The organism is Kineococcus sp. G2 (assembly GCF_037154035.1).
GTDB lineage: Bacteria > Actinomycetota > Actinomycetes > Actinomycetales > Kineococcaceae > Kineococcus.
The window spans coordinates 12,545-31,073 of the sequence record NZ_JBBBEM010000076.1 but is presented as its reverse complement, the minus strand read 5'-3'; the positions used below and the strand labels follow the sequence as shown (position 1 = coordinate 31,073).

At 74.6% G+C, this 18,529-nt stretch carries 18 protein-coding genes; 13 read left to right on the top strand and 5 right to left on the bottom strand.

The window, feature by feature from the left end; genetic code table 11:
* Positions 1-22: 22 nt before the first annotated feature.
* Entirely contained in the window at positions 23-235 is a 213-nt protein-coding gene (locus tag V9U69_RS12115) for an exodeoxyribonuclease VII small subunit (protein WP_442907751.1), read from the bottom strand.
* Between the two features lie 118 nt (positions 236-353).
* On the bottom strand, positions 354-1,637 hold the full coding sequence (xseA, locus tag V9U69_RS12110; RefSeq protein WP_337062072.1) for an exodeoxyribonuclease VII large subunit: 1,284 nt from the start codon (positions 1,635-1,637) through the stop codon (positions 354-356).
* A gap of 158 nt (positions 1,638-1,795) precedes the next feature.
* Here xseA and V9U69_RS12105 point away from each other — a divergent pair, with 158 nt between their 5' ends.
* Positions 1,796-2,800 (top strand): 4-hydroxy-3-methylbut-2-enyl diphosphate reductase, encoded by a 1,005-nt coding sequence (locus V9U69_RS12105; RefSeq protein WP_442907750.1) that lies wholly within the window; start codon positions 1,796-1,798, stop codon positions 2,798-2,800.
* Here the strand turns inward: V9U69_RS12105 and V9U69_RS12100 are convergent.
* A complete protein-coding gene (locus V9U69_RS12100; RefSeq protein ID WP_337062070.1) occupies positions 2,787-3,962 on the bottom strand; it encodes a DNA recombination protein RmuC in 1,176 nt (391 codons plus the stop codon). The two genes, V9U69_RS12105 and V9U69_RS12100, sit on opposite strands and share 14 nt — an antisense overlap.
* Before the next feature lie 218 nt (positions 3,963-4,180).
* Between V9U69_RS12100 and V9U69_RS12095 the strand changes: the two genes are divergently transcribed.
* From V9U69_RS12095 to V9U69_RS12060, 8 genes are all read left to right on the top strand, one after another.
* Positions 4,181-4,834, top strand: a complete 654-nt coding sequence (locus V9U69_RS12095; RefSeq protein ID WP_337062069.1) for a serine O-acetyltransferase — start codon at positions 4,181-4,183, stop codon at positions 4,832-4,834.
* A gap of 59 nt (positions 4,835-4,893) precedes the next feature.
* Positions 4,894-6,960 (top strand): HAD-IIIC family phosphatase, encoded by a 2,067-nt coding sequence (locus tag V9U69_RS12090; RefSeq protein WP_337062068.1) that lies wholly within the window; start codon positions 4,894-4,896, stop codon positions 6,958-6,960.
* Positions 6,957-7,190, top strand: a complete 234-nt coding sequence (locus V9U69_RS12085) for an acyl carrier protein (RefSeq protein ID WP_337062067.1) — start codon at positions 6,957-6,959, stop codon at positions 7,188-7,190. Before V9U69_RS12090 ends, V9U69_RS12085 begins: the two co-directional genes overlap by 4 nt.
* A gap of 62 nt (positions 7,191-7,252) precedes the next feature.
* A complete protein-coding gene (gene ychF / locus V9U69_RS12080; protein WP_337062066.1) occupies positions 7,253-8,338 on the top strand; it encodes a redox-regulated ATPase YchF in 1,086 nt (361 codons plus the stop codon).
* Positions 8,339-8,710: 372 nt separating this feature from the next.
* Positions 8,711-10,312 (top strand): peptide ABC transporter substrate-binding protein, encoded by a 1,602-nt coding sequence (locus V9U69_RS12075; protein WP_442907749.1) that lies wholly within the window; start codon positions 8,711-8,713, stop codon positions 10,310-10,312.
* A gap of 123 nt (positions 10,313-10,435) precedes the next feature.
* Positions 10,436-11,362 carry an ABC transporter permease gene (locus V9U69_RS12070; RefSeq protein WP_337062064.1) on the top strand — a complete coding sequence of 309 codons (927 nt, stop codon included), beginning with the start codon at positions 10,436-10,438 and terminating at the stop codon, positions 11,360-11,362.
* Positions 11,355-12,302 carry an ABC transporter permease gene (locus V9U69_RS12065; protein ID WP_337062063.1) on the top strand — a complete coding sequence of 316 codons (948 nt, stop codon included), beginning with the start codon at positions 11,355-11,357 and terminating at the stop codon, positions 12,300-12,302. Before V9U69_RS12070 ends, V9U69_RS12065 begins: the two co-directional genes overlap by 8 nt.
* Positions 12,299-14,047: an ABC transporter ATP-binding protein gene (locus V9U69_RS12060; protein WP_337062062.1), complete on the top strand. Its 1,749-nt coding sequence runs from the start codon at positions 12,299-12,301 to the stop codon at positions 14,045-14,047. The genes V9U69_RS12065 and V9U69_RS12060 overlap by 4 nt, the downstream gene beginning before the upstream one ends.
* 54 nt (positions 14,048-14,101) lie before the next feature.
* Here the strand turns inward: V9U69_RS12060 and V9U69_RS12055 are convergent, their stop codons facing one another.
* Together V9U69_RS12055 and V9U69_RS12050 are read right to left on the bottom strand one after the other, a co-directional pair.
* On the bottom strand, positions 14,102-14,815 hold the full coding sequence (locus V9U69_RS12055) for a VIT1/CCC1 transporter family protein (protein WP_337062061.1): 714 nt from the start codon (positions 14,813-14,815) through the stop codon (positions 14,102-14,104).
* A 237-nt stretch (positions 14,816-15,052) separates the two neighbouring features.
* On the bottom strand, positions 15,053-15,463 hold the full coding sequence (locus V9U69_RS12050) for a hypothetical protein (RefSeq protein ID WP_337062060.1): 411 nt from the start codon (positions 15,461-15,463) through the stop codon (positions 15,053-15,055).
* Between the two features lie 196 nt (positions 15,464-15,659).
* Between V9U69_RS12050 and V9U69_RS12045 the strand changes: the two genes are divergently transcribed.
* The 4 genes from V9U69_RS12045 to V9U69_RS12030 all read left to right on the top strand — a co-directional run bounded on the left by V9U69_RS12045 (position 15,660) and on the right by V9U69_RS12030 (position 18,527).
* A complete protein-coding gene (locus V9U69_RS12045) occupies positions 15,660-16,010 on the top strand; it encodes a YciI family protein (protein ID WP_337062059.1) in 351 nt (116 codons plus the stop codon).
* Between the two features lie 56 nt (positions 16,011-16,066).
* Positions 16,067-17,290, top strand: coding sequence for an RNA polymerase sigma factor (locus V9U69_RS12040; RefSeq protein ID WP_337062058.1), 1,224 nt, complete (start codon positions 16,067-16,069; stop codon positions 17,288-17,290).
* 307 nt (positions 17,291-17,597) lie between these two features.
* Positions 17,598-17,762, top strand: a complete 165-nt coding sequence (locus tag V9U69_RS12035) for a hypothetical protein (RefSeq protein WP_337062057.1) — start codon at positions 17,598-17,600, stop codon at positions 17,760-17,762.
* Positions 17,763-17,888: 126 nt separating this feature from the next.
* Positions 17,889-18,527 carry a DUF3105 domain-containing protein gene (locus V9U69_RS12030; RefSeq protein ID WP_337062056.1) on the top strand — a complete coding sequence of 213 codons (639 nt, stop codon included), beginning with the start codon at positions 17,889-17,891 and terminating at the stop codon, positions 18,525-18,527.
* Positions 18,528-18,529: the final 2 nt, after the last annotated feature.

Sequence of the window (18,529 nt, the reverse complement as noted above, 5' to 3'; positions counted from 1 at the left end):
CCGGCCGGTGACCCCGCCGAGCTCAGCCCTCCGGGTCGTCCCCGGTGCGCGCGGCGTCCAGCCTCGCCCGGGCGCCGTCCAGCCGGCGGCGGCAGACGGCGGCCAGCGCCTCCCCGCGCTCCCACAGCGCCAGCGACTCCTCCAGGCCCGTGCCACCGGCCTCGAGCCGGCGCACCACGTCCGCGAGCTCGTCGCGGGCCTGCTCGTAGCCGAGCCCGGCCACGTCGGCCGGCAGCTCGGGCTCGGGCGCGGGGTCGGGCGCGGGGGTGTCCGCGGGGTCCTTCGCGGGGTCCTTCGGGGAGTCCTTCGGCACGGTGGGCAACCCTAGGGCCGACGCGCGCCCCGCCCGCGCGTCACCGCGCCCGCGCGGCCAGCTCCCCGTCGGCCAGCAGCACCCGCAGCGCGGTGCCCGCGGGCGCGTCGCCCGGCTCGCGCACCACGCGGCCCGCGCCCTCGCCCGCGGCGACCTGCACGACGGCGTAGCCGCGCAGCAGCGTCGAGCGCGGGGAGAGGGCCCGCACCGCGGCGCGCAGCCGCTCCACCTCCAGCGCCGCCCGGTGCACCCGCCCCTCCAGGCCGTGCCGGGCGCGCTCGCGCAGCCGGGCCACCTCCGCGGCCGGCGCGTCCACCAGGACGTGCGGGTCGGCCAGCACCGGCCGGCTGCGCAGCGCCCGCAGCGCCGCCTCCTCCCGCTCCACGCGGGCGCCCACCGCGCGCCGCGCCCGCGAGCGCAGCTGCTCCACGCGCGCCAGCTCCTCGGCCACGTCGGGCACGACGCGGCGGGCGGCGTCGGTGGGGGTGGAGGCGCGCACGTCGGCGACCAGGTCCAGCAGGGGGGAGTCCACCTCGTGGCCGATGGCGGAGACGACCGGGGTGCGCGCGTCGGCGACCGCGCGCACGAGCGCCTCGTTGCTGAACGGCAGCAGGTCCTCCACGCTGCCGCCCCCGCGGGCGAGCACGACGACGTCGACCTCCTCCAGCGCGTCCAGCTCGCGCAGCGCCGCGGCGACCTCGGTCACGGCGGCCGGGCCCTGCACGGCGACCTCGCGCACCTCGAAGCGCACCGCCGGCCAGCGCAGCCGGGCGTTGTCGACCACGTCGCGCTCGGCGGCGCTGGCGCGCCCGCACACCAGCCCCACCACGCGCGGCAGGAACGGCAGCGGCTTCTTGCGGGCGGGGTCGAAGAGGCCCTCGGCGGCGAGGACGCGCTTGAGGTGCTCCAGGCGGGCCAGCAGCTCACCGACGCCGACGGGGCGCACGTCGTCGGCGCTCAGGCTCAGGGTGCCGCGCTTGGCGTAGAACTCGGGCTTGGCGTGCACGACGACGCGGGCGCCGCTGCGCAGGCCGTCCGGCAGGGCTGCGCGCAGCCTCGCCAGCACCCGGCGGGTCAGCGTCACCGTCAGCGACATGTCGGTGTCGGTGTCGCGCAGCGTCAGGAAGACCACGTGCGCTCCGGGGCGGTCGCTGACCTGCACGACCTGCCCCTCCACCCACGTCCAGGGCATCCGGGCGATGTAGGCGTCCATCTTCGAGGCGAGCAGCCGCACCGGCCACGGGTTCTCCGCGCTGGTCTCGCCCGCGGTGCCGGCGCGGCGCGGCGGCTCGGCGGGGGCCTGCGGGGACGGCTGCGCGCTCACCCGCCCATCCTGCCCCGCCCGCCCGCCCGCCCGCCCGCTCGTCGGGTCCCCGGTCGCGGGCGGAGTGCCCCGTCGGTGCGCCGACCTACCATGGGGGCGTGACGCAGACCCCGCTGGACACCTCCTCCGCGCCCGCCGACGACTGCAACGACACCGCGGTGCTGGCCGGCGGCGGCGAGCGCGCGGCCTGGGACGGCGGCAGGCGGGTGCTGCTGGCGGCGCCGCGCGGCTACTGCGCGGGCGTGGACCGGGCCGTGGAGGCGGTGGAGAAGGCGCTGGAGCTGTACGGCGCCCCGGTGTACGTGCGCAAGGAGATCGTGCACAACAAGCACGTGGTGCGGACCCTGGCCGAGCGCGGGGCCGTCTTCGTGCAGGAGACCTCCGAGGTGCCCGAGGGCGCGCACGTGGTGTTCTCCGCGCACGGGGTGAGCCCGGCGGTGCGCGAGGAGGCCGCGGCGCGCTCGCTGCGCGCGATCGACGCCACCTGCCCGCTGGTGACCAAGGTGCACCGGGAAGCCGTGCGCTTCGCCGAGCGGGACGCGGAGATCCTGCTGATCGGCCACACCGGGCACGAGGAGGTGGAGGGCACCGCGGGCGAGGCGCCGGAGCACATCACGGTCGTCGACAGCCCCGAGGCGGCCGACGCGGTGCAGGTGCGCGACCCCGACAACCTCGTCTGGCTGTCGCAGACGACGCTCAGCGTCGACGAGACGATGGAGACGGTGCGGCGGCTGCGCGAGCGCTTCCCGAACCTCGCCGACCCGCCCAGCGACGACATCTGCTACGCCACCCAGAACCGCCAGGTGGCGGTGAAGAAGATCGCCGCGGAGTCGGACCTGGTGATCGTGGTGGGCTCGGCGAACTCCTCCAACTCGGTGCGCCTGGTCGAGGTGGCCCTGGACGCCGGCGCCGGGGCATCGCACCGCGTGGACTCCGCCGCGGAGATCGACGACGCCTGGCTGGAGGGCGTCACCACGGTCGGCGTCACCTCCGGGGCCTCGGTGCCCGAGGTGCTGGTGCGCGAGGTCGTCGCCCACCTCGCGCAGCGCGGCTACGGGTCGGTGGAGGAGGTCACCACCGCGCAGGAGGACCTCGTCTTCTCCCTGCCCACGGACCTGCGCCGCGACATCAAGCGCCGCAGCCTGCCGGTCACGCCCGTCTGAGCCCCGCGCGCTCCTCGTCATCGAGGCCCTCGAGCAGTTCGGGGGCCGTCAGCGGGCGCACGGCGTCCTCCAGCGGGCCCACCGCCGGCAGCTCGCCGTCGGCGACGTCCAGCTCGCGCAGCCGCCGGGCCGTGACGAGCACGCGCCGCTCCAGGGTGCCCACGAAGCGGTTGTAGTCCTCCACCGCGCGGTGCAGCGTGCGCCCCAGGGAGGCGGTGTGCCCGCCGAGGGTGCCGAGGCGCTCGTGCAGCTCGCGGCCCAGCGCGAACAGCTCCCGGGCGCTGCCGGTCACGGCGTCCTGCTGCCAGGTCAGCGCCACCGTGCGCAGCAGCGCCAGCAGCGTGGTGGGCGTCGCCAGCACCACCCGGCGGCCCATCGCGTGCTCCAGCAGGGTCGGGTCGGCCTCGCAGGCGGCGGCCAGGAACGCCTCGCCGGGCACGAAGCACACGACGACGTCGGGGGAGTCCTCCACGGCCGTGGGGTACTCCTTGGCGGCCAGCGCGTCGACGTGGCCGCGCAGCGCCTTCGCGTGCGCGGCCATCTCCGCGCGCCGCGCCGCCTCGTGCGCCGGGCCGCCGTCCAGCTCGCCGGCGCGCAGGAACGCGGCCAGCGGTGCCTTGGCGTCGACGACGACGTGCTTGCCGCCGGGCAGGTGGACGACCAGGTCGGGGCGCACCGTGCGACCGGAGCGGGTGGTCAGGGTGGCCTGCTCGGTGAAGTCGACGCGCTCGAGCATCCCGGCGTGCTCGACGACGCGGCGCAGCTGCACCTCGCCCCAGGAGCCGCGGGAGCTGGAGGCGCGCAGCGCCCCGGCCAGGCCGGCGGTCTCGGTGCGCAGCGCGTCGGCGCCGGCGGCGAGCGCGGCGAGCTGCTCGCTCAGGCGCGCGTACTGCTCCACGCGGTCGCGCTCGAGGGTGCGCACCTGCGCCTCGACGCGGTCGAGGGTGTCGGTGACCGGGGCCACGGCCGCGGTGAGCTCGCGGCCCTCGCCGGCGCGATCCTCCAGCTCGGCGACGCGCCGGCGCAGCAGGTCCCGCTCCGCGGTGGTCGCGGCGGTGCGGGCCGCGTCGGCGCCGCGCAGCGCCCACCGGGTCGCGAGCGCGCCGAGCGCGGCGCCGGTGAGCAGGGCGAGGAGCACGACGAGGGCGGTGCGGACGTCCACGCCCCCGACTGTGCCAGCCGGCGGCGTCGCCGGGCGCCCCGGTTCCGCCCCGGAGCCGCGCCGGTGCCGCGCGCCGGGCGCGCGCTGCCCGAGCCCTCCGCGAACCCTCCCCGGCGCATCCGCGACCCGTCCGCGAGGCCCACCGCGGCAACCACGCCTGATCGGAGGCGGCCGGGAGTAATGTGCCGCAGCGTAAGAGTTCACGAGGGGGGACGTGCATGGCTGACGTGAGCGTTGGACGGGCGGGCGAGGTGCCCACCGGAGCGGCCGGGGGGCCGCTGCAGGACGGGGGCGCACCCGCTCCCGCGCCGGGAGCGGGGGTGGACCGCTCGGCGGCGACGACCGCGCCGTTGCGGACGCTGCTGGTGGAGGACTTCCGGCAGCACTCCTCCTCGCTGGTGCACCCGGGGTTGCACGCGCTGTGGGTGCACCGCATCGGCCACTGGGGGCTCTCGCAGCCGCCGCCGGTCCGCCGCGCGGTCAAGGTGGCGCACCGGCTGGTCAACCGCCTGCTGATCCAGAACCTGTACGGCACGGAGATCGCCGACGAGGCCTTCATCGGCCGGCGCGTGAGCATCGGGCACCACCAGGCCGTCCAGATCCCCGCCTTCAGCGTGATCGGCGACGGGAGCACGCTGCGCCACAACGTGACCCTCGGGTTCACCAGTGGTGACGCGCCGCGGGAGGCCGTCCCGCGCATCGGGCGCGACGTGGAGGTGGGGGCGGGGGCCACCCTCCTGGGGCCCATCGCGGTCGGCGACGGCGCCAAGATCGGTCCGCACGCGCTGGTCACGGTCGACGTGCCCGCCGGCGCCACCGCGTTCAGCCCGCCGGCGCGCATCCTCAAGCCGCAGCCGGCGACCGGGGCCTGAGGGCGGCGGCCGCGCCGCCGGGGCACCGCAGCACCACGCACGAGGGGGGAAGACCGAACGTGAGCAGCACACCGACGAGCAGCGAGCTGGCGTCCGAGGAGGCGGCTGCGCGAGTGAGGGAGGCGGTGGCGGCGGTCTCGGCGACCGCCGTGCCGTCCCTGCGCGCCTGCCTGGACCTGGCCAAGGCCCACCAGCGGGCCGGTGACCACGCCCGGGCCGCGCAGTGGGCGCTGGCCGCCACCGACGCGGGCGACGACTTCGCCGGGTGGCTGGGGGCCTCCCGCGTGTGGGAGCGGGCCCGGCCGCACCTGCCGGCCGCCGCTCGCCGCGCCAGGGTGGCCGTCCTGGGCAGCTACACCACCACGCAGTTCACCTCGCTGCTGCCCCTGGCTTGTGCCAGGGCCGGCGCCGACGTCGAGGTGTACGAGTGCGGCTACGGCCTGTACCGCATCGAGGTCCTCGACCCGGCGAGCGGTCTGCGCGCCTTCGCCCCGGACGTCGTGGTGCTCGCGGTGCACGAGGGCGAGGTGGACCTGCCGGAGAGCAGCGACGACCCCGAGGCGGCCGTCGAGGCGGAGCTGGCGCGCTGGACGTCCCTGTGGGAACAGGTCCGCGCCGCGACGGGGGCGCGGATCGTGCAGCACAACGTCGTCGTCCCGGCGGAGGTCCCGCTCGGGCACCTGGCCGCCCGGGTCCCCGGGTCCCGGCACGCCATGCTGCAGCGGTTCAACCAGCGGCTGGGCGAGCTGGCGGCCTCGGAGGCGGGCCGCGGGGTCAGCGTGGTGGACTGCGAGCGGCTGGCGGGTGCGGTCGGCAAGCGCGCCTGGACGGACCCGCGCTACCACCACGCCGCCAAGCAGGCGGTGGCGCTCGGGTCGGTCGCCCTGCTCGCCCGGCACACCGCCGCCGTCGTGGGCGCCCAGCTCGGGCTGGCGCGCAAGTGCCTCGTCCTGGACCTGGACGGCACCCTCTGGGGCGGCGTGCTGGGAGAGGTCGGCCCGCACGGGATCGCCGTGGGCGCGGGGCCGGTGGGGGAGGCGTACAGCGCCTTCCAGCGCCACGTGCTGGCGTTGAAGGCCAAGGGTGTCGTGCTCGCCGTGTGCAGCAAGAACGACGAGGCGCTGGTCCGCGAGGCGTTCGAGCAGAACCCCGACGTGCTCATCTCCCTGGACGACGTCGCGGTGCTCAAGGCCAGCTGGGAGGACAAGCCGTCGGCGGTGCGCAGCATCGCCGCGACGTTGGGGATCGGGGAGGACGCCCTGGTCTTCGTCGACGACAACCCCGCCGAGCGGGAGGCCGTGCGCGAGCTGGTCCCCGCGGTGGACGTCGTCCCCCTGCCGGCGGACCCGTCCGGGTACGTCAGGGCCCTGGCGGACTACCCGTTCTTCGAGACGGACGCCGTCACGGCCGAGGACGCCGCCCGCACGGAGCAGTACCGGGCGCGGGCCGCCGTGGCGGCGCAGCAGGAGGCGGCCGGCTCGCTCGACGACTTCCTCGCCGGCCTGGACATGCACGCCGAGGTGGCGGACCTGTCACCGGAGAACGCTCCGCGCGTGGCGCAGCTCATCGGCAAGACCAACCAGTTCAACCTGACCACGCGGCGCCACTCGCTGGCCGACGTCGAGGCCTTCGCCGCCGACCCGGCCTGGACGGCGCAGGTGGTCCGTCTGCGCGACCGCTTCGCCGACCACGGCGTCGTCGGGGTCCTGCTGGCGCGCTGCGAGGACGGCGCGGACGGCCGCGTGGTGGACGTCGACACGTGGCTGCTGAGCTGCCGCGTCATCGGCCGGACGCTGGAGGACGAGATGCTGCGCGTCCTGGTGGAGCGGGCGGGGGCGCTCGGCTGCGCGAGGGTGCGCGGCACCTACGCGCCGACCGCCAAGAACAGCCAGGTGGCGGGGCTGTACGAGCGGCTCGGCTTCCTCCCGCGAGGGGCGGACGAGGACGGCACCACCCGGTGGGAGCTGCCGCTGCCGGCCCGCGTCGAGACGCCGGGGCACATCGCGGTGAGCGTCGCCGCGCCCGTGCCGGCGCGACGGGGCGGGGGCACGGAGCACGAGGACGCGCACGAGGGTGCGCACGAGGACGAGCAGGGGACGAGGCGCACGGTGGAGGTCGCGAAGTGAGCGTTGACGAGCGCATGCAGCAGGTGGTCCGCGAGGTGATCGGGAACGACGACCTCGTGCTGCGCGACGACATGACGGCGCGCGACGTCCCCGGGTGGGACTCGCTGGCCCACATCAACATCATGTACTCGCTGGAGGCGGAGTTCGGCGTCCAGTTCAGCGACGAGCAGCTGTCGTCCTTCCAGGACGTCGGGGAGCTGCGCCGCTTCCTGGCGTCGGCCGCCGGCTGAGGCCGCTCGCGGGCCCGCCCGTGGCGGGCCCGCGGGCCGGGCGGCGGTAGGCTGCTGTTCCCGTGGCCCTCACCATCGGCATCGTCGGTCTGCCCAACGTCGGCAAGTCCACCCTGTTCAACGCGCTCACCGAGAACGACGCGCTCGCGGCGAACTACCCGTTCGCGACGATCGAGCCGAACGTCGGGGTGGTGCCGCTGCCGGACCCGCGCCTGGACGAGCTGGCCCGCCTCTTCGCCAGCGAGCGCACGGTGCCCGCCACGGTCTCCTTCGTGGACATCGCCGGCATCGTCAAGGGGGCCAGCGAGGGGGAGGGGCTGGGCAACAAGTTCCTCGCCAACATCCGCGAGGCGGACGCGATCTGCCAGGTCACGCGCGCCTTCGCCGATCCGGACGTGGTGCACGTGGCCGGTGCGGTCGACCCGGCCGAGGACATCGCCACCGTCCACACCGAGCTGGTCCTGGCCGACCTGCAGACCCTCGAGCGCGCGCTGCCGCGCCTCGACAAGGAGGTCAAGGGCAAGAAGACCGACCCGGCGGTGCTGCGGGCGGCGCAGGCGGCGCAGTCCGTGCTGGACTCCGGCCGGCCGCTGTCGGCGGCGATCGCGGCGGACGACGTGGACGTCGAGCTGCTGCGCGAGCTGGGGCTGCTGACGACCAAGCCCTTCCTCTACGTCTTCAACGTCGACGAGACGGTGCTGGGCGACGAGGGACGGATGGACGAGCTGCGCGCCCTCGTGGCCCCGGCGGAGGCCGTCTTCCTGGACGCCAAGCTGGAGTCGGAGCTGGCGGAGCTCGACGCGGAGGAGGCCGCCGAGCTGCTCGCCTCCGTCGGGCAGGACGAGCCGGGCCTGAACCAGCTGGCGCGCGTGGGCTTCGCCACGCTGGGCCTGCAGACCTACCTGACCGCCGGGCCGAAGGAGGCCCGCGCCTGGACGATCCGCAAGGGGGCCACGGCCCCGCAGGCGGCGGGCGTGATCCACACCGACTTCCAGCGCGGCTTCATCAAGGCCGAGGTCGTCTCCTTCGCCGACCTGGTCGCGGCCGGCTCGATGGCCGAGGCGAAGGCGCAGGGCAAGGTGCGCATCGAGGGCAAGGACTACGTGATGGCCGACGGCGACGTCGTGGAGTTCCGCTTCAACGTGTGACGCCCGGCGCCGGTCGGCGGGCGTCGCAGTGCTCCGGGCGGGTGGCGTCCAGCGGCCGGTCGGGGTGCGTGGCGTGCAGCACCGCCCACGCGGAGTGACACTGGAGGGGAGTCGTCCCGAGCGCCGCGGGTGTCCGGCCGACTTCGCGTCACACCTGCGCCGACGGGTGTTAACGTGCTGCCCAACCGCTAGAGGTGGACATCCTGCTCGCCAGGAGCCGCCACACCTGGGCAAGGTGCCCAAGCAGCCGTGCTTGCTAGGAGGAGTCCCACCGTGAGCAGCTTCGAGAAGGACGACGAGCAGAGCGGCTCGCGCCGCGTCGCTCTCGTCTCCCGCGGCCCCGTCTTCACCCGTCGCGCCGGTCTGGCCGGCCTGCTGGGCGCTGCGGCCGTCACCACGCTCGCGGCCTGCGGCAGCGAGGAGGAGGGCAGCGGCGGCACCGAGGGCACCGCCACCGGTGGCGACGTCATCGCCAACGGCACCGAGCCGCAGAACCCGCTGGTGCCGACCTCCACCAACGAGGTGGGCGGTGGCCGTCTGCTGGACTCCCTGTGGGCCGGCCTCGTGTACTACCAGGCCGACAGCTCGCCCCAGAACGACGTGGCGGAGTCCATCGAGTCCGCGGACGCGCAGAACTACACCATCACGATCAAGCCGGACCAGACGTTCTCCGACGGCACACCCGTCACCGCGCAGTCCTTCGTCGACGCCTGGAACTACGGCGCCCTGGGCACCAACGCCCAGCTGTCCAGCTACTTCTTCGAGCCCATCCAGGGCTTCGAGGACGTCCAGGCCGAGCCGCCGGTCGCGCAGACCATGTCCGGCCTGCAGGTCGTCGACGACACCACCTTCACGGTGGCGCTGACCCAGCCGGAGAGCGACTTCCCGCTGCGCCTGGGCTACTCGGCCTTCTACCCGCTGCCGGCCTCCGCGTTCGACGACATGGCCGCCTTCGGCGAGTCCCCGATCGGCAACGGCCCCTACAAGCTGGCCGCCCCCGACGCCTGGCAGCACAACGTCCGCATCGACCTCGTGCCGAACGAGACGTACACCGGCCCGCGGCAGGCGCAGAACGACTCGCTGGCGTTCGTGTTCTACGAGACCTACGACGCGGCGTACGCCGACCTGCAGTCCGGCAACCTGGACGTCATCGACAACATCCCGCCGTCGGCGCTGGCCACCTTCCAGGACGACCTGGGTGAGCGCGCCGTCAACCAGCCCGCGGCGGTCTTCCAGTCCTTCACCATCCCGCAGAACCTCCCGCACTTCAGCGGCGAGGAGGGCAAGCTGCGCCGGCAGGCGATCTCGCACGCCATCGACCGCGACCAGGTCTGCGAGACGGTCTTCCAGAACACCCGCACCCCGGCCAAGGACTTCACGTCCCCGGTCATCGACGGCTACTCCGAGACGGTCCCCGGCAGCGAGGTGCTCGCCTACGACCCGGAGGAGGCCAAGCGGCTCTGGGCCGAGGCCGACGCCATCTCGCCGTACACCGGCACCTTCACCATCGCCTACAACTCCGACGGCGGGCACCAGGAGTGGGTGGACGCCACCGCCGCCTACATCCGCCAGACGCTGGGCATCCAGGCGGAGGGTGCGCCGTACCCGACGTTCGCGGCGCTGCGCACCGACGTCACCAACCGCACCATCACCGGCGCCTTCCGCACCGGCTGGCAGGCGGACTACCCGGGTCTGTACAACTTCCTGGCCCCGATCTACGCCACGGGCGCCGGTTCCAACGACGGCGACTACAGCAACCCGGAGTTCGACGCCCTGCTGAACCAGGCGGCGGCCCAGACGGACACCGCCGCGTCGAACGAGCTGCTGCAGCAGGCGCAGACGATCCTCTTCGAGGACCTGCCCGCGATCCCGCTGTGGTACTCCAACGTCACCGGCGGCTCCTCGGAGGCGGCCAACGACGTCCAGTTCGGCTGGAACAGCGTGCCGCTGTACTACCAGATCACCAAGAGCTGATCGCAGCGCTCAGGGGTGGACCGCTTCCGGCCGGTCCACCCCTGACGCGCGTGCAGGACCGACGCCGGCAAGGACAACGGCCGGGGGTGGCCAGCGACGGCCCGCTCCCCGAGGAGGCTCGTGATGGGTTGGTACATCGGACGCCGTCTGCTGCAGATGGTGCCCGTCTTCTTCGGCGCGACGCTGCTGATCTACGCACTCGTCTTCCTGCTGCCGGGGGACCCGATCCTGGCGCTGTTCGGCGAGCGCCCGGCCAGCCCCGCGGCGGTGGCGGAGCTGCGCGACCGCTACAACCTGGACGAGCCGTTCATCGTCCAGTACCTGCTCTTCATCAAGGGCATCTTCACCCTCGACTTCGGTGAGTCCTTCTCCGGCCGGCCGGTGATCGAGCAGCTGGCCGAGGCGTTCCCCGTCACGATCAAGCTGGCCCTGATCGCCCTGGCCATCGAGGCGGTCTTCGGCATCGCGTTCGGCTTCCTGGCCGGCCTGCGCCGCGGCGGCCTGTTCGACTCGACGGTGCTGTTCCTCAGCCTGGTCGTCATCGGCATCCCCGTCTTCGTCCTCGGCTTCACCGCCCAGTACCTGTTCGGGGTGAAGTGGGGGGTCGTCGACCCCACGGTCGGGGGCGACCCGTCGTTCACGGAGCTGCTGCTGCCCGGTGCGGTGCTGGGGGCGCTGTCGTTCGCCTACGTGCTGCGCCTGACCCGCAACTCCGTGGCCGAGGCGCTCAGCGCCGACCACGTGCGCACCGCCACGGCCAAGGGGCTGGCCCGCCCGCGGGTGGTGACGGTGCACGTGCTGCGCAACTCCCTCATCCCCGTCGTGACCTTCCTGGGCGCCGACCTCGGCGCACTGATGGGCGGGGCGCTCGTCACGGAGGGCATCTTCAACGTCCCCGGGGTCGGCCGGCTGCTGTACCAGGCCGTCATCCGCAGCGAGGGCCCCACCGTGGTGTCCGTCGTGACGGTGCTGGTGCTCGTCTACCTCCTTGCCAACCTCGTCGTGGACCTGCTCTACGCCGTCCTGGACCCGAGGATCCGCTATGTCTGAGACCACCGTGCGCCCCGGGCAGGAGCACTACGTCGCCCCGCTGGACACGACGCCGCTCGCGGCCGTGGACGCCGTCGACGAGAGCACGCCCTCGGCGAGCCTGTGGGGCGACGCCTGGAAGCAGCTGCGCCGCCGCCCGCTGTTCATCGTGCCCTCGCTGATCATCGTGCTGCTGGTCGTGGTGGCGCTGTTCCCCTCGCTGTTCACCTCGGTGAACCCGCGCTACCAGGAGCTGGCGCGCGCGCTGGAGGGCGGCTCGCAGGGGCACCCGCTGGGGTTCACCCGCCTGGGCACCGACGTCTACGCCCGCCTCGTGCACGGCGCCCGCGCCTCGATCAGCGTCGGCCTGCTCACCACGGCGATCGTCGTGGTGGTCGGCGGCGTCGTCGGCGCCCTCGCCGGCTTCTTCGGCGGCTGGATCGACGCGCTGCTGTCCCGGCTGGTGGACATGTTCTTCGCGCTGCCGCTGATCCTGGGCGCCATCGTCATGCTGCAGGCGCTGCAGGGCCGCAACGTGTGGACGGTCGCGCTGACCCTGTCGCTGTTCGGCTGGCCCCAGGTGGCCCGCATCATGCGCAGCTCCGTGCTGCAGGTGCGCGGCAACGAGTACGTCACCGCGGCGAAGTCGCTGGGGCTGGGGCGCTTCAGCACCCTGGCCCGGCACGTGCTGCCCAACGCCCTGGGGCCCGTCATCGTCATCGCGACGATCTCGCTGGGCACCTTCATCGCCGCCGAGGCCACGCTGTCGTTCCTCGGCATCGGCCTGCCCAGCAGCGTCGTCTCCTGGGGCGGTGACATCAGCAACGCGGTGCCGTCGGTGCGCACCGACCCGTGGATCCTGCTGTGGCCCTCGATCGCCCTGTCGGTGACCGTCCTGTCGTTCCTCATGCTCGGCGACGCCCTGCGCGACGCCCTCGACCCGAAGGGCCGCACCCGGTGACCGAGCCCACCCCGACGACCGCCGCACGTCCCGTGGACGTCGCCGCACCGCTGCTGCAGGTGCGCGACCTGCACGTGGACTTCACCTCCGGCGGCAAGCCGGTGCACGCCGTGCGCGGTGTGGACCTCTCCGTCTACCCCGGTCAGACCGTCGCGGTCGTGGGGGAGTCCGGCTCCGGCAAGTCGACCTCCGCGCAGGCCGTCATCGGGCTGCTGCCGGGCAACGGCCGGGTCGTCGGCGGGCAGATCCTCTTCGACGGGCAGGACATTGCCCACGCCTCGAAGAAGGAGTTCGTCGCCCTGCGCGGCCGGCACATCGGCCTGGTGCCGCAGGACCCGATGTCCAACCTCAACCCCGTGTGGTCGATCGGCTTCCAGATCCGCGAGGCGCTGGAGGCCAACGGCCTGGCCAAGGGCGCCGCGGCGAAGAAGCGCACCGTGGAGCTGCTGGAGGAGGCGGGCCTGGGCGACGCCGCCCGGCGCGCCAAGCAGTACCCGCACGAGTTCTCCGGCGGCATGCGCCAGCGCGCCCTCATCGCCATCGGGCTGTCCTCCCGGCCGCGCCTGCTCATCGCCGACGAGCCGACCTCCGCCCTGGACGTCACCGTGCAGCGGCAGATCCTCGACCACCTGGACACCCTGACGGCCGAGATGGGCACCGCGGTGCTGCTCATCACCCACGACCTGGGCCTGGCCGCCGAGCGCGCCGAGCACCTGGTGGTCATGTACAAGGGCCAGGTCGTCGAGTCGGGCCCGGCGCTGGAGATCCTGCAGCGCCCGCAGCACCCGTACACCCAGCGCCTGGTGAGCGCCGCCCCCTCGCTGGCGTCGCGCCGCCTGGAGTCGGTGCACCGCGCCGAGGTCGTCGAGCACGCCCGCGCCGAGGCCGTGCACGTGCACGAGCAGGCGGTCGAGGGCGCGCACGCCGCGGTCGAGGGCGACACCGCCACGACGAACGTCATCGAGGTCCGCAACCTCGTCAAGGAGTTCCACCTGCGCGGCTCCGGCCTGCGGGGGGAGACCCTGCGCGCCGTCGACGACGTCAGCTTCAGCGTGCGCCGCGGCACGACCACCGCGGTGGTCGGCGAGTCCGGCTCGGGCAAGTCCACCGTCGCCCAGATGGTGCTGAGCCTGCTGCCGGCCACCAGCGGCTCGGTCCTGTTCGACGGGGTGGACCTCACCGAGCTCGACCGCAGGGAGCTGTTCCGGTTCCGCCGCCGGGTGCAGCCGATCTTCCAGAACCCCTACGGTTCCCTGGACCCCAGCTGGAGCATCTTCCGCACCGTGGAGGAGCCGCTGCGGGTGCACGGCGTGGGCGACGCGAAGTCCCGCGAGGCGCGTGTGCGCGACCTGCTGGAGAAGGTGTCCCTGCCGGCGAGCGCGCTGCGCCGCTTCCCCAACGAGCTCTCCGGCGGCCAGCGCCAGCGCGTCGCCATCGCGCGGGCCCTGGCGCTGAACCCGGAGGTCGTGGTGTGCGACGAGGCGGTCAGCGCCCTCGACGTCCTCGTGCAGGGGCAGATCCTCACCCTGCTCAACGACCTGCAGGCGGAGCTGGGCCTGACGTACCTGTTCATCACCCACGACCTGGCCGTGGTGCGCCAGATCGCCGACGACGTGGTCGTCATGGAGAAGGGCAAGCTGGTGGAGTCCGCCACCACCGACGAGGTGTTCGAGTCGCCGAAGCAGGCCTACACGAAGGCGCTGCTGGAGGCGATCCCCGGCGGCAGCATCCGGCTCGGCGCCTGACCGGCCCGTGCGCCCCGCGCCCCCGCCCGCCGGGGGCGCGGTGCGCGGGCGCCCTCACAGGCCGACGCCGACCAGGTGGCCGATGCCGTAGGTGACGGTCATCGCCAGCAGGCCGCCGCCGACGTTGCGGGCCACCGCGCGCGGCACCGGTGCGCCGCCGAGGCGGGCGCTGACGACCCCGGTGACCAGCAGCGCCACGACGACCGCCGCTGCGCAGACGGCCACCCGCGCCCCCGGCGGCGGCAGCAGCACCGCCAGCAGCGGCAGCAGCCCGCCGAGCGTGAACGCCACCGTCGAGGCGGCCGCCGCCTGCCAGGGGCTGGTGACCTCCTCGGGGTCCAGCCCCAGCTCCGCCTCGGCGTGCGCGGCGAGCGCGTCGTGCGCGGTCAGCTCCTCGGCGACGCGCCGGGCCAGCTGCGGCGAGAGCCCCTTGCCCTCGTAGATGGCCGCCAGCTCCGCCAGCTCCTCGACGGGCATCTCCGCCAGCTCCCGGCGCTCCTTCGCCAGCAGCGCCCGCTGGGTGTCGGACTGCGTGCTCACCGAGACGTACTCACCCGTCCCCATCGACAGCGCCCCGGCGACGAGCGCGGCCACGCCCGCGGCGGCCAGCGCACCGCCGTGGTCGGTGGCCGCCACCACGCCCAGGACGACGCCGGCCACCGAGACGACCCCGTCGTTGGCGCCCAGGACGCCGGCGCGCAGGCGGTTCAGCCGCGCGTCCACGTCCGTCACGTGCAGGGCGGGCTCGTCGGGGTGCGTCTCGACCACGCCGGGAGCCTAGGCCGTGGCCCCGCCGGTCACGGCCGCCGGAGCTGCGCTCTCCCTCCCCGCCCGCGGCGGCCCCAGCTCCTTCCCGCGGCCCGTGAGGGCGCGGCGTGCTCGTGCCCGCCGCGGGCCCGGGTGAGGATCCTCCGGTGCCGCCGCTGTGCCCAGCGGCTGGCCCGCTCCACGACCGGTCCGCGGTGCACGGCGGCGTGGACGCGGTCCCGCAGCTGGCTGGCCTGCTCATCGGTCGAGGTGGCGCCCAGGGGGCGCAGCAGCACGTTGACCTGACCGGGCTGAGTCCCCAGCCGTTCCCGCACCGCCGGTGGGGAGGTCCTCGTGGCGGGTGGTGGCCAGGACGTGCTCGGCGATCAGGCCGCACTCGGCCAGCTCCACCCACCCGGCGGGGGTGCGCACGTCCACCTGCAACCCGGCGCGGGTGCAGGGGGGCACCGCGGGAGCAGTGCGCCACTGCGCTCCCGGCGGGACGGCCTGCACGAGCAGGGCGATCACCTGCCGCAGCTCTCCCGGACCGGGCAGCGAGGTGGGACCGGCGCCGGGGGCGTCGTCCGAGGTGCTGACGATGCGCCACAGGTCCACCCGGTGCGGGGTACCCACGTGCAGGCGGTCGATGCTGTCGCGGCGGTGAACCACCCCGGCAGCGCCAGCAACACGTCCAACCCGTCTCCGGCACCACGGGTCTGCTGCTTGACCGAGCGCTGGCCAGCGGGATGACCGGATGGTGCGGGGCACCTGAAGTTCGTCCGGGCGGGGTGTCGATCTGGGCCGGTGGCGTTCGTGTAGAGGTTGAGCGCCGGCACCGGACCGGCCCAGGGCACCAGGAGGAGCCATGACCCAGTACCTGCTCAGCGTGATCCAGCCCGTGGGTGAGCGGCCCGCTCCCGAGGCGATGGCGCGCATCGGTGCGGACGTGGCCGCCTTGCACGAGGAGCTGCGCGCGGCCGGGGCGTGGGTCTTCGCCGGCGGTCTGCACGGGCCGGAGTCGGCCACGGTGGTGCGCGTCGGCGGGGACGGGGGGCAGGAGGTGCTGTTGACCGACGGGCCGTGGATCGAGGCCAAGGAGCACCTGGGTGGGGTGTGCATCGTCGAGGCCGCGGACCTGGACGCGGCCTTGGAGTGGGGCCGCAAGGCGGCCAGGGCCACGACGTTGCCCATCGAGGTGCGGCCCTTCCTCGGTTGAGCCCCGTGCCCGACCCGGTGCCTGCTTCCGTGCCTGCGGCGCAGCCGAGCGTCGGCGTGGACGACGTCGAAGACGTCTTCCACGCTGAGTACGGCCGGGCGGTCTCCGTCCTGATCCGCTTCCTCGGCGACATCGACGCCGCCGAGGAGGCGGTGCAAGACGCCTTCACCGCCGCCGTGCAGCGCTGGCCCACCACGGGCCTGCCCGCCAGCCCGGCGGGGTGGATCGTCACCACCGCCCGCAACCGCGCGGTGGACCGCTACCGGCGTGAGTCCACCCGCGCCCAGCGCCAGGCCGAAGCCGCGCTGCTGCACGCGTGGAGCCAGTCCGTCGAGCTCACCGAGGCAGTGGAAGAGTGCGCTGTGCACGATGAGCGGCTGCGGTTGGTGTTCACCTGCTGCCACCCCGCGCTGGCCGCACCGGCGCAGGTCGCCTTGACGTTGCGCCTGCTGGGGGGCTTGAGCACCCCGCAGATCGCCCGGGCGTTCCTGGTGCCGGAGGCGACGATGGCCCAGCGGCTGGTGCGGGCGAAGAAGAAGATCCGCGACGCCGGCATCCCCTACCGGGTGCCGCACGAGGCGGACCTGCCGGCCCGGCTGCGCGGGGTGCTGGCGGTGCTCTACCTGATCTACACCGAAGGGCACTCGGCGAGCTCGGGGGAGGAGCTGGTGCGCGCCGACCTGTGCGCCGAGGCGGTGCGCCTGACGCGGTCGCTGGCCGAGCTGATGCCCGATGAGCCTGAGGTCCTCGGGTTGCTGGGGCTGCTGCTGCTCTCGGAGTCGCGCCGCCCGGCCCGCACCAGCGTCGAGGGTGCGCTGGTGCCGTTGAGTGAGCAGGACCGCTCCCTGTGGGACCGACCCTTGATCGAACAGGGGCAGGAGGTGGTGCGCTCCTGCCTGCGCCGCGGGCGGCCGGGGCCGTACCAGCTGCAGGCCGCGATCGCCGCGGTGCACGCCGACGCGCGCACCGCGCAGGAGACCGACTGGCGGCAGGTGCTGGCCCTGTACGACCACTTGCTGAGCCTGGCGCCGAGCCCGGTGGTGGCCTTGAACCGGGCGGTGGCGCTGGCGGAAGTGCAGGGGCCGGCGGCGGCCCTCGCCGTCATCGAGGCACTGGAGCTGCCCGGTTACCCGCCCCGGCACGCGGTGCGCGCGGACCTGCTGCGTCGGCTGGGGCGCTGGGAGCAGGCTCGGCTGGCTTACGACCAGGCCATCACCACCGCCGGCAACGAGGCCCAGCGCGCCTTCCTGACCCGGCGCCGCGACGAGCTCGAGGCGTGATCGGCCACCTCGTCCGGGGCGTCCTCCCACCGGTGGCGCAGCGACGCCATCGGGCCTGCTGAGCTTGCTCGTGACCGCGCGCAATTCGACAAGGCCGTGAAGTCGCCGGGCTGGCCGTGGTCACGCCCGAGGGTGCAGAGGCGAGCGTCGCGGGCGTGTGCGGTGGCGGCGATCGGCAGGGCCGTGGCGCTGGTGGCCGGCACGTCGGCCGGCCGCTGCCCGGCCGACGGCGAGCTCCCGGCCGCCGTCCGCACCCACCGCCGCGGCTCGTGCTGACGGCGCCCGCCCCGGCCGCTACGGTGACCGGATGCAGTTCGTCGTCGCACTGATCGTGCTGGCCGTCGCTGCCGGCGCCGCTGTCGTGTACTGGCGCACGAGCCCGCGCCACCGCCTCGAGGCCTACGAGCGCGCGGGGTTCGGGGACCGCGCCCGCCGCGCCCGCGAGGGGTCGGGCGCCGCGCGTCACGGCTGATCCACCCCACCTCCTCCGTGGCGGGCATCACGTCCCTCCCCGCCGCCCGGGCCGAACGTCCGCCCCCGCTGCGTCGTTGCAGACTGGAGGGGGCGCCGCCGGGGCGCCGCCGGGGAGAGGGAGTCGATGGCCGACACGCAGGACGAGCGCGCCGGGGCGCGCGGCAGCGGGCAGGACCGCGCAGCGCGCGTCGCCGCCATGCAGCGCGCCGAGCGGGCGCACGCCAAGCGCCGCCGGGTGGCGTTGATCGCCGTGCCCACCGTGCTGGTGCTCGGCGCAGGTGCGGGGGTGGCCGCGGTCATCGCCGCGCAGCCGGACCCGCCGTCCCTGGAGGCGGTGCGCACCTTCGAGTACACCGGTGGCCAGCACACCCAGGAGCCCGTGCAGTACGCGCAGACCCCTCCCGTGGGTGGTGAGCACGCCCCCGTGTGGCTGAACTGCGGCGTCTACGCCGAGCCCGTGCCGAACGAGAACGCCGTGCACAGCCTGGAGCACGGAGCCGTGTGGATCACCTACAGCCCCGACCTGCCCGCCGAGCAGGTGGAGCAGCTCCAGGAGGCCGTCGAGGGGCGCGAGTACACCGTCCTGTCGCCGTACGAGGGGCTGCCCTCTCCGGTCGTCCTGTCCGCCTGGAACCACCAGCTGACGCTCCAGGACGCCGACGACCCGCGCATCGGCGCGTTCCTGTCGCAGTACGTCAACGGCCCGCAGACCCCGGAACCCGGCGCGCTGTGCAGCAACGGCGTCGGCACCCCCACGGGCTGAGC